This window comes from Paenibacillus sp. FSL H8-0282, assembly GCF_037963825.1.
In the GTDB taxonomy this organism is placed as follows: domain Bacteria; phylum Bacillota; class Bacilli; order Paenibacillales; family Paenibacillaceae; genus Paenibacillus_AQ; species Paenibacillus_AQ odorifer.
In genome coordinates this window covers 5,341,364-5,355,144 of the sequence record NZ_CP150146.1, presented here as the reverse complement: position 1 = coordinate 5,355,144, position 13,781 = coordinate 5,341,364, and the positions used below count along the sequence as shown (strand labels likewise).

Sequence of the window (13,781 nt, the reverse complement as noted above, 5' to 3'; positions counted from 1 at the left end):
GGGAGGAAATGATTAAATGAGAAAAGCCATTCGTTCAAAAGCTTTACTAGTTTCATTAATGTTTGTAATGTTGTTCGCTCTTGCGGCTTGCGGCTCCAAGAACAACAACGAAGCGGCTGAATCAACAGCAGCTCCTAACGCCAGCGCACCTGCGGCAACCGCAGAAGCAACGGCCGCGCCTGAGGCAGAAGACGGACTTTATAACATTAAAGATTTCAGTAACGTTAAGACTAACCAAGGTGAAGCTATTGACGGAGGGACAATTACATTTGGACTTGTTTCCGATAGTCCATTTGAAGGCACTTTGAACTGGAACTTCTATTCTGGAGATCCAGATGCTCAAGTTCTGAACTGGTTTGATGAAGGTTTGTTAACTTGGGATAAAGACTATGTTTATACTAATGATGGTGCGGCTACTTATGAAGTTGCAGAAGATGGACGTACCTTTACCTTTACGATTCGCGACAATGTAAACTGGCAGGATGGTAAGCCAGTAACGGCTGAAGACTGGTTGTTCGCCCATGAAGTTATTGGTAATCCTGCTTATGATGGTCCTCGTTACGGTTCTGACTTCACTAATATTGAAGGCATGGATGAGTACCATTCCGGTAAGGCCAAGACCATATCCGGGATTAAAGTGCTGGGTGATAAGAAACTGCAAATTACTTATAAGCAATCTACACCTTCCTTGTTAACGGGTAGCGTATGGATTTATCCATTAGCCAAACATATCTTTGGCGGCATGGATGTTGCCAAAATCTCCTCTTCCCCTGAAGTCCGCCAAAAGCCAATTGGCTTCGGAGCTTTTAAAGTAGAGAGTATCGTTCCTGGTGAGTCTGTAGTATTTGTTAAGAATGAAGATTACTGGCGTGGAGCCCCTAAACTGGATAAAGTAATTTTGAAGGTTATCAACCCAACAACGATTGTACAAGAACTGAAATCTGGTGGAGTTGACTTGGTGGATTCCTTCCCTATTGATCAATTCCCAGATAATGCGAAGCTATCAAATGTTGAGTATCTCGGGGCGGTTGACCGTGCGTATACGTATATTGGATTTAAGCTTGGCAAATGGGATGCAACGAAAAAAGAGGTTGTTACCGATCCTAAAGCTAAAATGGCGGATGTGAATCTTCGTAAAGCAATGTGGGCTGCGGTTGACAATGATACTGTTGGTAAAAAGTTCTATAATGGTCTGCGTTGGAATGCGACTACCTTGATTCCACCATCCCATCCAGAATTCCATGATACTACCAATCCGGGCGTAGCTTTTGATCCAGAAGCAGCTAAAAAGATCTTGGATGACGCTGGTTACAAATTAAACGGTGAATTTAGAACGAATCCAGATGGCAGCGAGCTGAAGATTAATTTCATTTCGATGACTGGTGGAGACATTGCTGAGCCGCTGGCTCAATATTATGTACAATCCTGGAAAGCGATTGGTCTGAATGTAACTTTGGAAATGGTAGAGTTTAATACCTTCTATGATCGCATAGGTCAAAATGGTGAGGATGATCCTACTGTTGATGTGTACCAAGGTGCTTGGGGGGTAGGGATTGACGTTGACCCATCAGGCCTGTACGGTAAAGATGCAATCTATAACTTCCCGCGTTACTCCAGTGCAGAGAACGATCGTTTGCTCGCCGAAGGGATCTCTGAGGCTGCATTTGATGTAGACAAACGTAAAGAAATCTATAAAGAGTGGCAACAATTTATGGTTGATGAGATTCCAGTATTCCCAACACTTTATCGTGCTGTGATTGTGCCGGTTAATAACCGTGTTCTAAACTTTGCAATTGGTGATGGAACCGGACTCTATTATAACGACATTGCGGTTTCTGCAGATAAAGCTGCGGTGGCTCAGTAAGAGGGGATTAATGAACAGCAGTTCAAGGAGAGATCCTGAGCTGCTGTTTTTTATTTTCCGTTAAATTAACAATTATTCCTATATTTTGTGCATTATTTACTGTAAAAATATAGTGTTTTAATGAAAGATATGGTATATTTTGGGTGAGAGCGAAACTTTCGCTTAAATATAGCTCTTAGAGTGAGGTGAGTGGATGATCGCAATGACAGGTACCTGATTCGAGTGAGGGAGGTGTTACGGGACTGAGGTGTAATCTTTCTTGTGGCATTCACTGAAGAGAGGGGCAGTAGAAATGATCAAGAGGTATAGGAAACAAGGACTGGTGTTCAGTTTGTTGTTTACGCTTACATTTTGTTCAAATGCTGCATTTCAACCGGCGATAGCAGAGGCAGCGGCCGGAGACTACAACTATGCGGAGGTTCTACAAAAATCTATTTATTTCTACGAAACCCAGCGGTCTGGTGAATTGCCAGATAACAATCGGGTGGAATGGCGGGGCGATTCCGGTCTTTTGGACGGGGCGGATGTGGGACATGATCTGACTGGTGGTTGGTACGATGCCGGTGATCACGTTAAATTCGGTTTGCCTATGGCTTATTCTACAACGATGCTGGCGTGGTCGGTTTATGAGTACAAGCAAGGATATGAGGGGTCTGGGCAGCTGGAGGAAATTTTAGACAATATTCGCTGGGCAACCGATTATTTTGTGAAAGCTCATACCGCTCCTAACGAGCTGTGGGGACAAGTTGGTAACGGAACAACCGATCATAATTGGTGGGGACCCGCAGAAGTCATGCAGATGCAGAGACCTTCCTACAAAATTGATGCCACTCATCCCGGATCAGATCTTGCCGCAGAAACAGCTGCAGCGTTAGCTTCAGCATCCATTATTTTCAGGGATACGGATGCCGTATACGCGGACAAGCTGCTGCTGCATGCTAAACAGCTTTACAATTTTGCAGACACTTATCGCGGCTCCTATTCCGACAGCATTACCGACGTCAAACAATATTATAATTCTTGGAGCGGTTACGCGGATGAATTGAGCTGGGGGGCTGTCTGGTTGTATTTGGCGACTAACGATCAGCAGTATCTCAATAAGGCTATTGCAGCAAGCGATCAATGGGGAACGAATCAGGCTGGAAACTGGGGGTATCAGTGGACACAGTCTTGGGACGACAAGCATTATGGCGCTCAATTACTGTTGGCACGAATCACCGGGCAGACCAAGTTCATTCAATCCACTGAACGGAATATGCAGTATTGGACGACTGGAGTGGGTGGAACAAGTGACCGTGTTGCCTATACACCTGGCGGACTAGCCCATCTCGATCAATGGGGCGCATTGCGTTATGCAGCCAATCAGGCTTTTATGGCCTTCGTTTACTCAGACTGGGTGAGCGATCCGGTGAAGAAAGATACGGCGCGCTCTTTCGCGGAGAGACAAATTACGTATATGCTTGGTGACAATCCACGAAACAGCAGTTATGTTATCGGTTTTGGTAACAATTCTCCTCAGCATCCCCATCATCGAACCTCACATGGATCATGGAATGATAGTCAGAGCGTTCCGGTAAATCATCGCCATGTCTTGTACGGAGCGCTAGTTGGAGGCCCGTCCAAAACAGACAGCTACACCGACTCCATTAACGATTATGTCTCGAATGAAGTTGCAACCGATTACAATGCAGCTTTTACAGGAGCTATTGCAAAAATGGTGCTGCTGCATGGACAAGGGCAACAGCCCCTTGCACAATTTCCACCTGCAGAGACACGTGAAGATGAGATGTTTGTCGAAGCCTCTGTGAATGCTAGTGGCAGCAACTTTGTAGAGATTCGAGCATTGCTGAATAACCGTACGGGCTGGCCGGCAAGGGCCAGTAAAGAGATGTCTTTTAACTATTATGTGGATCTTAGTGAAGCGATAGCGGCTGGTTATGGTCCTGAGGATATTACGGTTACAGCGGGAGGCTACAATCAGGGTGGAACGGTGTCTGCACTTCAGCCTTACGATGCAGCTAACCATATCTACTATACTGAGGTTGATTTTACAGGTACTTTGATTTATCCGGGTGGACAATCTGCTCATCGTAAGGAGATTCAATTCCGAATTGCAGCTCCGCTGAACACTAACTTCTGGAATAATGCTAATGATTTTTCATTCCAAGGGGTGGCAGCTCAAGGAGTAACTCCTGTAAAAACAGCGAACATTCCGGTGTTTGATGCAGGTGTACACATGTATGGAGAACTTCCAGCGGGTGGCGGACAACCTGGAGAACCTCAAGTCCCTGCACGTCCGACTAATGTTCAGGCTGTAGCAGGTAATGGGACTGTCCATTTGACTTGGAATGCGATTAGCGGGGTCAGTGAATATACCGTTAAACGCAGTGAAGTGAGTGGAGGCCCGTATACGGTGCTTGAGAATGTCACGGGAACGGATTACATGGATAGTGGACGGGTGAACGGAACCACTTATTATTATGTGATCACTGCCACGAATAGTGTAGGGGAGAGCTTGCCATCTATACAGGTTAGTGCTAAACCCCAAGAACCGACACAGCCCACAACGGGAAATTTAAAGGTGCAATATCGTACGAATGATACGAATGCCAGTGATGGACAGCTGCGCCCTCAGTTCCGAATTATGAATACAGGAACCGAGTCTGTGGCACTTAGCGGCTTGAAGCTGCGTTATTATTTCACTGTGGATGGGGATAAACCACAACAGTTTCATTGTGATTATGCTGTAGTGGGCAGTGGTAATTTAAGCGGCAGTTTTGTTAAGCTGAATCCCGCCAGTACGGGCGCGGATTATTATCTGGAGATTTCTTTTGGTGCAGGGGCTGGAAGTATAGCGCCTGGTGGAGATAGCGGCGAGATTCAGGCTCGCACCAATAAGACGGACTGGACGGCTTATAATGAAACGGATGATTATTCCTACAGCGCGGTTCAGCAGACATTTGCCGATTGGAATAAGGTTACACTTTATCAAGGTGAAACACTTGTATGGGGCTTAGAACCATAAATATATCCAAGAGAGGGAGCTTGCCTAAGATGATGAAATTGAGCTTAATAAAGAAGCCTGTTTCTGTAATAATGGCCGCAGTCCTGTTTCTCTCACTCATGACCGGTCTATTTAATTTTAGACCTCAGACTGCTCACGCTTCAACTACGGAGCAGACGCGATTTCTGCAATTATATGCGCAGCTAAAAGACCCCGCAAATGGTTATTTCTCTGCCGAAGGAGTACCTTATCATGCGGTAGAGACCTTGATGAGTGAAGCCCCTGATTACGGACATATGACGACCTCGGAGGCTTACAGTTATTGGATGTGGCTTGAGGTACTCTATGGTTATCACACAGGGGACTGGACTAAGCTGGAATCCGCTTGGGACAACATGGAGAAGTATATCATCCCTATTAACGAAGGTGATGGCAAGGAAGAGCAGCCAACCATGAGTTATTACAATCCGAACAGCCCGGCTACGTATGCAGCGGAGCATGCTCAGCCGGATCAGTATCCAAGTCAGCTAGGTGGCCAGTATACAGCAGGTAAAGATCCGCTAGATGCTGAATTGAAGGCGACGTATGGCAACAACCAGACCTACTTGATGCACTGGCTGGTAGACGTGGACAACTGGTACGGCTTCGGCAACTTGCTGAATCCTACGCATACAGCCGCTTATGTGAATACATTCCAACGGGGTGAACAAGAGTCCGTTTGGGAGGCGGTCCCTCACCCGTCTCAAGATGACAAAACGTTCGGAAAAGCAAACGAAGGCTTCATGAGTCTGTTCACAAAAGAAGCTAACGTGCCTTCCGCTCAATGGCGTTACACGAATGCTACAGATGCCGATGCACGGGCAGTACAAGCAATGTACTGGGCTAAAGAGCTCGGCTACAACAATACAGTGTATTTGAATAAAGCTAAGAAAATGGGCGATTTCCTGCGTTACGGTATGTATGATAAATACTTCCAAAAAGTAGGAAGTGCTGCTACTGACGGCACCCCTGATGCCGGGACTGGCAAAGACTCTAATCAATATCTTCTGGCTTGGTATACCGCATGGGGCGGTGGACTTGGAGCAACAGGAAACTGGGCTTGGAGAATCGGTGCGAGCCATGCCCACCAAGGGTATCAGAATGTCGTGGCTGCCTACGCACTTTCTGATTCGGATGGTGGTCTGATTCCGTCATCAGCTACAGCTGGGCAGGATTGGGAAAACTCTCTGAAACGTCAATTGGAATTTTATACTTGGCTGCAGTCCTCTGAAGGGGCAATTGCCGGTGGAGCGACCAATAGTTATCAAGGCGCTTACAAGGCTTATCCAGCTGGAACCAGTACTTTTTATGGCATGGCCTATGACGAAGCTCCAGTCTACCACGATCCTCCATCCAATAACTGGTTCGGAATGCAGGCATGGAGTGTGGAGCGGGTAGCGGAGCTGTACTATATCCTTGCTTCTAACGGAGACACTACATCTGAAAACTTCCAAATGGCAAAACAAGTTATAGAAAATTGGGTAGATTGGTCTAAAGATTATGCCTTTGCCAACAAACGTCCAGTTACGGATGCAGAAGGTTACTATCTGAACAGCCAAGGAAATCGAATTCTTGGAGGCGCCAATCCACAAGTGGCTACAGTCTCTGCACCAGGAGAATTCTGGATTCCAGGTAATGTGGAATGGACAGGACAACCTAATACGTGGAATGGCTTCAGTGGTTCTGCCGCAAACAGTAACCTGAAAGCCGTAACTAAGAGTCCAAGCCAAGATACAGGTGTACTGGGCAGCTATATTAAGGCACTTACCTTCTATGCGGCTGGCACCAAAGCTGAACATGGCAGCTACAGTACTCTGGGAGGAGAAGCTCAGGTACTGGCTAAATCTTTGTTAGACACGGCATGGGGTTATAACGATGGAATTGGTATTGCAACTACCGAAAGCCGTGCAGATTATTCTCGCTATTTCACTAAAGAAGTCTATTTCCCAAGCGGCTGGACAGGTACATTCGGCCAAGGAAATACAATCCCTGGTACATCAACAGTGCCTTCCGATCCTGCTAAAGGCGGAAATGGGGTATATGCAAGCTATACCGATATCCGTCCGAATATCGAAAATGACTCTAAGTGGCAATATCTGCTGGACAAATACAATACTTCTTTTAATAAAGTGACTAAAACATGGGACAATGGAGCCCCTGAATTTACCTACCATCGCTTCTGGTCGCAAGTAGATATGGCAACTGCTTATGCAGAATACGATCGATTGATCAACAGCAGCGTGCCTACGGAGCCAGTAGCTCCAAAAGCACCTTCCAAACCAAGTGCGGTCGCTGGTAACCAAGTTGTAGATCTTAGTTGGAACAACGTAACTGGAGCTACAAGCTATACTGTGAAAAGAGCTGCAACAACTGGTGGCCCTTACAGCGATGTGGCTGTTGTCACTCAAGCTACTTACAGTGACACTTCCGTGGTTAACGGTACGGATTATTACTATGTAGTTAGTGCTTCCAACGTGGTTGGAGAGAGCCCGAATTCGCCTGAGGTTCACGCCAAGCCTATGGATGTACCGATTCCGGCACAAGGAGATTTGGTGGTGAAGTACCGGACAAGTGATACCAATCCGGGAGATAATCAGTTCCGCCCGCAGCTGCAAATTGTTAACAATGGGGATACGGCTGTAGCGCTTAGCGATGTAAAGCTGCGGTATTATTACACGATTGATGGCGATAAACCTCAACAATTTAATGTTGACTATGCTAACATCGGTGGAAGTAATATACAGGGAACATTCGTGAAGGTAGACCCTGCCAAAACTGGAGCGGACTATTATTTAGAAATCTCCTTCGGCGCAGGTGCAGGCAGTCTTGCACCGGGAGCCAACACGGGTGATATCCAGATCCGGGTCAACAAAACGGACTGGAGCAATTACAACGAGGTTGGAGACTACTCTTATGATCCTACCAAAACATCGTACACGGAATGGAATCATGTGCCGTTGTACTTGAATGGTGCTCTAGCATGGGGACTTGAGCCTTAAAGTCTAAATGAGGGAAGCCCTAGCCATTTGGCTGGGGCTTTTTTTGTTATTGGCTGGTTAGCGACTGCACTTCGACTAATTGTGGCTTCATGTCCATTTTAATTGTATTTCCTACAACTAAAATAGGCTCTAGCCGCGTCAACGTAATTTAATTGCACTTCATACAACTATTTATCAGTATATGGATACTTATTGAGATATAAGCTCAGTTTAACTGTACAATGTGCAACTAAAACCCAAAAAGAAATAAAAAAGCACGAAATAGCTGTATTAAATACAACTATTTCGTGCTTTTGGTATGTTAGTTAGTTATTGTGAGTTACTACGAATACTTGTAGATCAAGCTTTTATAGAAGCTTGGTTTACATTCACACTTGTGCTGAAGGAACAACCTTCTCCGCGTATTCTATCGTTCCGCCGCCGAGACATTGCTCGCCGAGATAGAAGACAACGGCTTGACCAGGGGTGATCGCTTTTTGTGGAACATCAAAGGCTACATTTATTGTTCCATCTTCACGCGCTGTAAGGGTCACGCCTTGATCTGGCTGGCGATACCGGAATTTGGCGGTGCATTTCAGCGGCTCTTGCCCAAGCGCTTGACCCTCAATCCAGTTAACACCGGAAGCAATCAGGCTAGTGGAGTACAGGCTGTGGTGCTTGTCTCCTTGTACTACATAAAGAATGTTGCGGCTAAGATCTTTTTCAGCTACAAACCACGGTTCGCCGTTGCCAGAGCCACCAATACCAAGGCCTTGGCGTTGGCCTAACGTGTAATACATAAGTCCGTCATGGCGGCCTTTGATCTCTCCAGTTACTATGTCAACCATATCGCCAGCTTGTGCCGGGAGATATTGGCTGAGGAATTCGCGGAAGTTGCGCTCGCCGATAAAGCAGACGCCTGTGCTATCTTTTTTCTTGGCAGTGTAAAGTCCTGCTTCTTCAGCAATTCTCCGCACTTCAGGTTTCGGCAGATGTCCAATAGGGAACATTGTTTTAGAGAGTTGATGTTGCCCCAGTGCATTCAGGAAATAGGTTTGATCCTTATTGTTGTCTACGCCGCGGAGCAGCTTGTACACACCATCTTCTTCTATAACACGTGCGTAATGTCCAGTTGCGACATAATCGGCACCAAGCTGAAGAGCTTTGTTCAAAAATTCTCCAAACTTAATCTCGCGGTTGCACATGACGTCAGGATTTGGCGTCCGGCCGGCCTTATATTCATCGAGAAAATAAGAAAATACCTTATCAAAGTATTCCTTCTCGAAATTAACGGTATAGTAAGGAATATCAATCTGCTCGCATACGCGGCGAACATCCTCTGCATCGCTTTCGGCCGTACATACTCCGAATTCGTCGGTATCGTCCCAGTTCTTCATGAAGATGCCGATGACGTCATAGCCCTGCTGCTTGAGCAGAAGCGCCGTGACGGAGGAATCGACCCCTCCGGACATGCCGACGACGACACGGGTGTCTTGTTTTGCTTTTGTCATCGTAATCACCATTTCTGTACCCAAAATACCGGTCATTCATGGAACACCCGGCTCAAAATGTATTATAACATACCTGTCTACTCTAAACCTCTGAAATAAGAGACTGGAAACAACAAAATGTCCACCTGGGGTGAACATTCTCGTAAAATGTTTTGTTTTCCATTTCATTTGTGACTTCGGATATGATAACATAAACTGAGAGTAATTATCGGAATACCTTGATATGACAATCCAAATGACTTGCCGAATCAATAGTATACAATAATCAGACATTAAACTGAAAGAGGTGCCCCTTTGAAAATATCAACTAAAGGTCGTTACGGACTAACAATTATGATGGAGCTTGCACTGAAATTTGGTGAAGGACCAACTTCACTTAAGAGTATCGCTGAGAAAAATGGTCTTTCCGAGCATTATCTGGAGCAACTAATTGCTCCTCTGCGCAATGCAGGACTTGTAAAAAGTATTCGTGGAGCATATGGCGGATACATTTTGTCGCGTGAGGCGAATGCTATCACTGCCGGTGATATCATCCGTGTGCTGGAGGGTCCTATCTCTCCTGTAGACTTCACGGAAGAGGACGATGCAGCGAAACGGGATTTATGGTTGCGTATTCGCGACAGTATTGCCGATGTGCTGGATTCCACAACACTTTATGACTTGATTAACTACAAAGAAGAGAGTTTGGCTGACAATTACATGTTTTATATTTAGATCTCCAATGAAAGATAACTCAACAGTATTATGAATCAACCTTTAGGCTCCCATTTGGGAGTCTTTTTTTATCTTTTATTATCTGTGATTCTATTTGTTCTTACGTTTATTAAGGAGCGCAATCCAGCAGCAAAAGGCTCCGATGAACGCTGCGAGAATCGGTATCCATTGATTAGTAGTCAAGTTAGCACCTCTACAGTACTTATAATTCTTTCGTCATAAAAACACTATAGGGGTCTTCAATGTAATCTGCAAACGGACTACAGTATTCAAACCCATATTGTTCATATAGTTTTCTAGCTGCTTCGAACCCTTCAGTGGATCCGGTTTCCAAGCTCAGCCGCCGATAGCCTTGTTGCTTAGCTTCTTTAATAATATGGGCAAGCATTTTAGATGCAATGCCCTTCCTAAGATGCTTGGTAGAAGTACGCATGGATTTGATTTCACCATGATGGCTACCCAAGTCTTTAAGAGCACCGCAACCTAAGAGTTCGCCCTGCTCCCAGGCACTCCAGAAGGTGATTTCTGGTGTTTTTAATTTATCTAAATTTAACGCATGTACACTCTCTGGGGGAGATTGCTCAAACATGCTCTGAAGATGTTCACTGATCAATGCTATGATTTCGGTTCCGGTTAAGTTATCGATTCTAATCTCCAAATTATTCACTCCCAATGATAAGATTATGGTTTGTTGTATACATCAAGTTTCTTTAGCGGAGTTCGCTGTTATATGTTGTAGCAATCGGTCCAAGGCTTTCTGTGTAAGTGGCATAAAGTAATTAAGAATTAATCCGCCTAAACAAATGGTAAGTAAAGTGCCAATCCCAATAGGCCCATTGAAAATAATGGCGGCAAATAAGAAAACAAGATAAATGATTGTTCTAGTAAATAGTATACTAAGCCTAGTTATCGTTTGCAGTACTAATGTTAGCCGGTCCACTGGAATCGGTGCGGAATTTGCGTATAAATAAATGGATGTACCTAATCCAATTGCGATTAAGCCTAAACCATAAAAAGCAATTTTACTGATCCACAGATTAGGCTCGATCAGATGGTTAAACAAAAAAAGCCACATATCAATACCTAAGCCTGCTATGAATGCAGTTACCAACCCTAATAATTCCGGTCTTTGCTTGGATAAACATGAATTACATCCAATCAATAGGCATGCGATCAGCACTTCCCAACTGCCTACTGTAAGACCGACATTTTTGGATAGACCCACTAAAAGTGCATCAAAAGGTGACGCTCCAAGGTCAGAGATTATTGTTAGTGAAACGCCTAGGGTTAAGATGGAAATCCCGCAAGTGAAAATGGAAAACGTAGTTACACTAAACTTCTTCATTCTTTTGAAGCAGAAAGATCTTTAGTCATTAAAAGATGAGGGATGCCATCCTCCATAAATTCAGTAGATGAAGCCCGATAACCAAGTTTTTTATAGAAGCCCTCCGCCTGAGTTTGCCCGTGCAATTTAACTTTTTGATGTCCCTTTTCAACCACGATCTCTTCTAATGCAGAAATGATTTTTTTCCCAATTCCAAATTTACGATAAGGTTCTAGGATGCAAATACGCTCTAACTTACCTATACCATCAAGAACGCGGATCCTTCCTGTGGCAACTGGTTGCCCATCATAATAGGCCAGGACATGTTCACATTCTCCATTCAGTGTATCGAATTCATCAAATTCATCATTAAGGGGAACGCCTTGTTCCTCAACAAATACTTTTTTTCTGATTGAAAATGCAGCTTCAAGTTCCTCGATTAGTGTAATTCTTTTAAGATTCATTCTTGCTTACTCCATTCTGTATTTGTTTTTTTTAGGAAAAACGTCATAATGAATTAACGACAATTATAAGTATATATACAATCAATATTGTTGTAAATACAACATTATTGGAACTGGTAGGTGATTGAATGAAAGAGATCCTTCGTGAAGTTGGAATGATAGCGAGGGCATTAGATTCCATAAGTAATATAGAGTTCAAGGAATTAGAGCTTACAAAGGGGCAGTATTTATATCTGGTCCGGATATATGAGAATCCGGGCATTATTCAAGAAAAGCTGTCGGAAATGATAAAGGTGGACCGAACAACAGCAGCACGTGCGATTCAGAAGCTTGAAATCCAAGGTTTTATTGAAAAGAAAGACGATGAAACGAACAAAAAAATAAAAAGGTTATTCACAACTGAAAAAGGCAAACAAGCCTACTCTTTTCTGAAGAGAGAAGGGGACCATACCGACTTGGTTGCGTTAGCAGGATTATCTGAAAAAGAAACGGAAGTCTTGTTTCAACTTTTGCAAAGAGTTAGGAAAAATGTTGAGGTTGAGTGGGAATACGTAAAGAAGGGAAATAAAAGAGAGTACTAAAATCAGCAATTGTTATTGAACTAACCCAACACGATTGCATAAAAAAATGCCTTGCTAGTGATATACTGGCAGGGCATTTTAATAAGATGATTCATATATCAACGGAGCCGTGGAACGTACGGAGCGGAGAATAAAAAAAGAACACCCTAAAGTGTTCATTAAGGTTAATTAATGTTAATTATTGTGCTGCGGGGGTATTTCCCATTGCAATAGAAATTCTGTTCCAACTGTTGATTTGATTAATAATCAGCACAAGATCAACATATTGTTTCTCATCGTAATGTTCACGTACTTGCTTATATAGATCATCCGGAACTCTTTTGGAAGGGATCAGCGTAATATGCTCAGCTAGTTCGAGAGCAACCTTCTCTTCAGGTGTATAAAAACTACATTCCTCCCAAACATTTAAACAATAAATTCGTTGTTCAGTTTCACCCATTTTACGAGCTTCGGATGTATGCATATCTATACAGAAAGCACATCCGTTAATTTGAGAAACTCTGATTTTGATAAGTTCTCTTGTAGTCCGATTAATCGTAGATTTTTTGGTGTACATCTCCATATCCATCATGATTTTCATACCCTCAGGTGCAACTTCATTGTAAGCAACTCTTTGACTCATTAGGCAAGACTCCTTAGGCTTTAGTTTAGGAATAGTATAACTTTATTTTAACACTATTATTCTTTATATGCGAACATTTGTACTTATTTTTTTATTTATAAGAAGGCAGAAATCACCCGCCGACATATCCCCAAAGCGGAACGGAAATGATATCAATATAATCTTCTACCTGTCTAATTGGCTGTTATTCCACGAGTTTCCCCTTCCTCTTGCCTCACAACTATCGGCTTCCTGGTGAATAAGTTGATAGAAACCAAGAAGAGGAGTGAGGAAATGCCTTATACAACAGGTCTTATTACAAATACAAGAGCAACTGGTACTGCAGCAAGTAATGTAGTAGTCAGTGTTCGTAACACAAGTAATGCGAGTGCAATGATGATCGTCGAAGTTTTTGGTGTTCCATATTCGATGCCAGCTCTTACTCCGCTTTATGTCACAGGGTATTACGTTCCTGCAAAGAGTTCTGATATTAGAGAGTTTTTCATTGGGGGCAATTTGGCTTACGAGGTACAAATTAGTAGTCCTTTTCCTTTGGCAGAAGTAGTTACCTCCGTGTATGGGCTGGACGAGTTCGGAAATCTAGTTACTGATCAGCGAGTGCTTCAATCTGAATTGACGCAGATTACCGCATTATCTATCCCTATATAATAGTAACGTTTAGACCATTAAGCAGCAGTCGC

11 protein-coding genes are annotated in these 13,781 nt (G+C 43.8%); 6 read left to right on the top strand and 5 right to left on the bottom strand.

Annotation, left to right across the window (positions count from 1 at the left end; all coding sequences use genetic code 11):
* Window positions 1–16 precede the first annotated feature (16 nt).
* From NST94_RS23225 to NST94_RS23215, 3 genes are all read left to right on the top strand, one after another.
* On the top strand, window positions 17–1,864 hold the full coding sequence (locus NST94_RS23225) for an oligopeptide ABC transporter substrate-binding protein (protein ID WP_076218485.1): 1,848 nt from the start codon (window positions 17–19) through the stop codon (window positions 1,862–1,864).
* A 292-nt stretch (window positions 1,865–2,156) separates the two neighbouring features.
* The gene (locus NST94_RS23220; RefSeq protein ID WP_339281331.1) at window positions 2,157–4,889 is read left to right on the top strand and encodes a glycoside hydrolase family 9 protein; all 2,733 of its coding nucleotides are present in this window, start codon (window positions 2,157–2,159) and stop codon (window positions 4,887–4,889) included.
* 32 nt (window positions 4,890–4,921) lie between these two features.
* The gene (locus tag NST94_RS23215) at window positions 4,922–7,906 is read left to right on the top strand and encodes a glycoside hydrolase family 48 protein (RefSeq protein ID WP_339282159.1); all 2,985 of its coding nucleotides are present in this window, start codon (window positions 4,922–4,924) and stop codon (window positions 7,904–7,906) included.
* Between the two features lie 368 nt (window positions 7,907–8,274).
* Here NST94_RS23215 and mnmA read toward each other — a convergent pair whose 3' ends face one another.
* Entirely contained in the window at window positions 8,275–9,396 is a 1,122-nt protein-coding gene (gene mnmA, locus NST94_RS23210; protein WP_339282158.1) for a tRNA 2-thiouridine(34) synthase MnmA, read from the bottom strand.
* Window positions 9,397–9,690: 294 nt separating this feature from the next.
* Between mnmA and NST94_RS23205 the strand changes: the two genes are divergently transcribed.
* The gene (locus tag NST94_RS23205) at window positions 9,691–10,110 is read left to right on the top strand and encodes an Rrf2 family transcriptional regulator (protein WP_036677599.1); all 420 of its coding nucleotides are present in this window, start codon (window positions 9,691–9,693) and stop codon (window positions 10,108–10,110) included.
* A 202-nt stretch (window positions 10,111–10,312) separates the two neighbouring features.
* Here the strand turns inward: NST94_RS23205 and NST94_RS23200 are convergent, their stop codons facing one another.
* From NST94_RS23200 to NST94_RS23190, 3 genes are read right to left on the bottom strand one after another with little or no spacing between them, the layout of a single operon-like run.
* Window positions 10,313–10,768 (bottom strand): GNAT family N-acetyltransferase, encoded by a 456-nt coding sequence (locus tag NST94_RS23200; RefSeq protein ID WP_036677596.1) that lies wholly within the window; start codon window positions 10,766–10,768, stop codon window positions 10,313–10,315.
* Window positions 10,769–10,810: 42 nt separating this feature from the next.
* Window positions 10,811–11,455 carry a YitT family protein gene (locus NST94_RS23195; RefSeq protein WP_339281330.1) on the bottom strand — a complete coding sequence of 215 codons (645 nt, stop codon included), beginning with the start codon at window positions 11,453–11,455 and terminating at the stop codon, window positions 10,811–10,813.
* Window positions 11,452–11,898, bottom strand: coding sequence for a GNAT family N-acetyltransferase (locus NST94_RS23190; RefSeq protein ID WP_076129675.1), 447 nt, complete (start codon window positions 11,896–11,898; stop codon window positions 11,452–11,454). The genes NST94_RS23195 and NST94_RS23190 overlap by 4 nt, the downstream gene beginning before the upstream one ends.
* Before the next feature lie 128 nt (window positions 11,899–12,026).
* Between NST94_RS23190 and NST94_RS23185 the strand changes: the two genes are divergently transcribed.
* Window positions 12,027–12,479: a MarR family transcriptional regulator gene (locus NST94_RS23185; RefSeq protein ID WP_076105880.1), complete on the top strand. Its 453-nt coding sequence runs from the start codon at window positions 12,027–12,029 to the stop codon at window positions 12,477–12,479.
* A 178-nt stretch (window positions 12,480–12,657) separates the two neighbouring features.
* On the opposite strand, the gene NST94_RS23180 is transcribed toward NST94_RS23185, so the two are convergent.
* Window positions 12,658–13,101 carry a carboxymuconolactone decarboxylase family protein gene (locus NST94_RS23180; RefSeq protein WP_280753809.1) on the bottom strand — a complete coding sequence of 148 codons (444 nt, stop codon included), beginning with the start codon at window positions 13,099–13,101 and terminating at the stop codon, window positions 12,658–12,660.
* 273 nt (window positions 13,102–13,374) lie between these two features.
* Here NST94_RS23180 and NST94_RS23175 point away from each other — a divergent pair, with 273 nt between their 5' ends.
* Window positions 13,375–13,749: a hypothetical protein gene (locus tag NST94_RS23175; RefSeq protein WP_076129677.1), complete on the top strand. Its 375-nt coding sequence runs from the start codon at window positions 13,375–13,377 to the stop codon at window positions 13,747–13,749.
* Window positions 13,750–13,781 lie beyond the last annotated feature (32 nt).

Excerpts from the sequence above, each read along its gene's own strand:
- NST94_RS23220 (WP_339281331.1), top strand. The coding sequence starts at position 2,157 with ATGATCAAGAGGTATAGGAAACAAGGACTGGTGTTCAGTTTGTTGTTT.
- mnmA (WP_339282158.1), bottom strand. The coding sequence starts at position 9,396 with ATGACAAAAGCAAAACAAGACACCCGTGTCGTCGTCGGCATGTCCGGA.
- NST94_RS23180 (WP_280753809.1), bottom strand. The coding sequence starts at position 13,101 with ATGAGTCAAAGAGTTGCTTACAATGAAGTTGCACCTGAGGGTATGAAA.
- NST94_RS23195 (WP_339281330.1), bottom strand. The coding sequence starts at position 11,455 with ATGAAGAAGTTTAGTGTAACTACGTTTTCCATTTTCACTTGCGGGATT.
- NST94_RS23215 (WP_339282159.1), top strand. The coding sequence starts at position 4,922 with ATGAAATTGAGCTTAATAAAGAAGCCTGTTTCTGTAATAATGGCCGCA.
- NST94_RS23225 (WP_076218485.1), top strand. The coding sequence starts at position 17 with ATGAGAAAAGCCATTCGTTCAAAAGCTTTACTAGTTTCATTAATGTTT.
- NST94_RS23190 (WP_076129675.1), bottom strand. The coding sequence starts at position 11,898 with ATGAATCTTAAAAGAATTACACTAATCGAGGAACTTGAAGCTGCATTT.
- NST94_RS23185 (WP_076105880.1), top strand. The coding sequence starts at position 12,027 with ATGAAAGAGATCCTTCGTGAAGTTGGAATGATAGCGAGGGCATTAGAT.
- NST94_RS23175 (WP_076129677.1), top strand. The coding sequence starts at position 13,375 with ATGCCTTATACAACAGGTCTTATTACAAATACAAGAGCAACTGGTACT.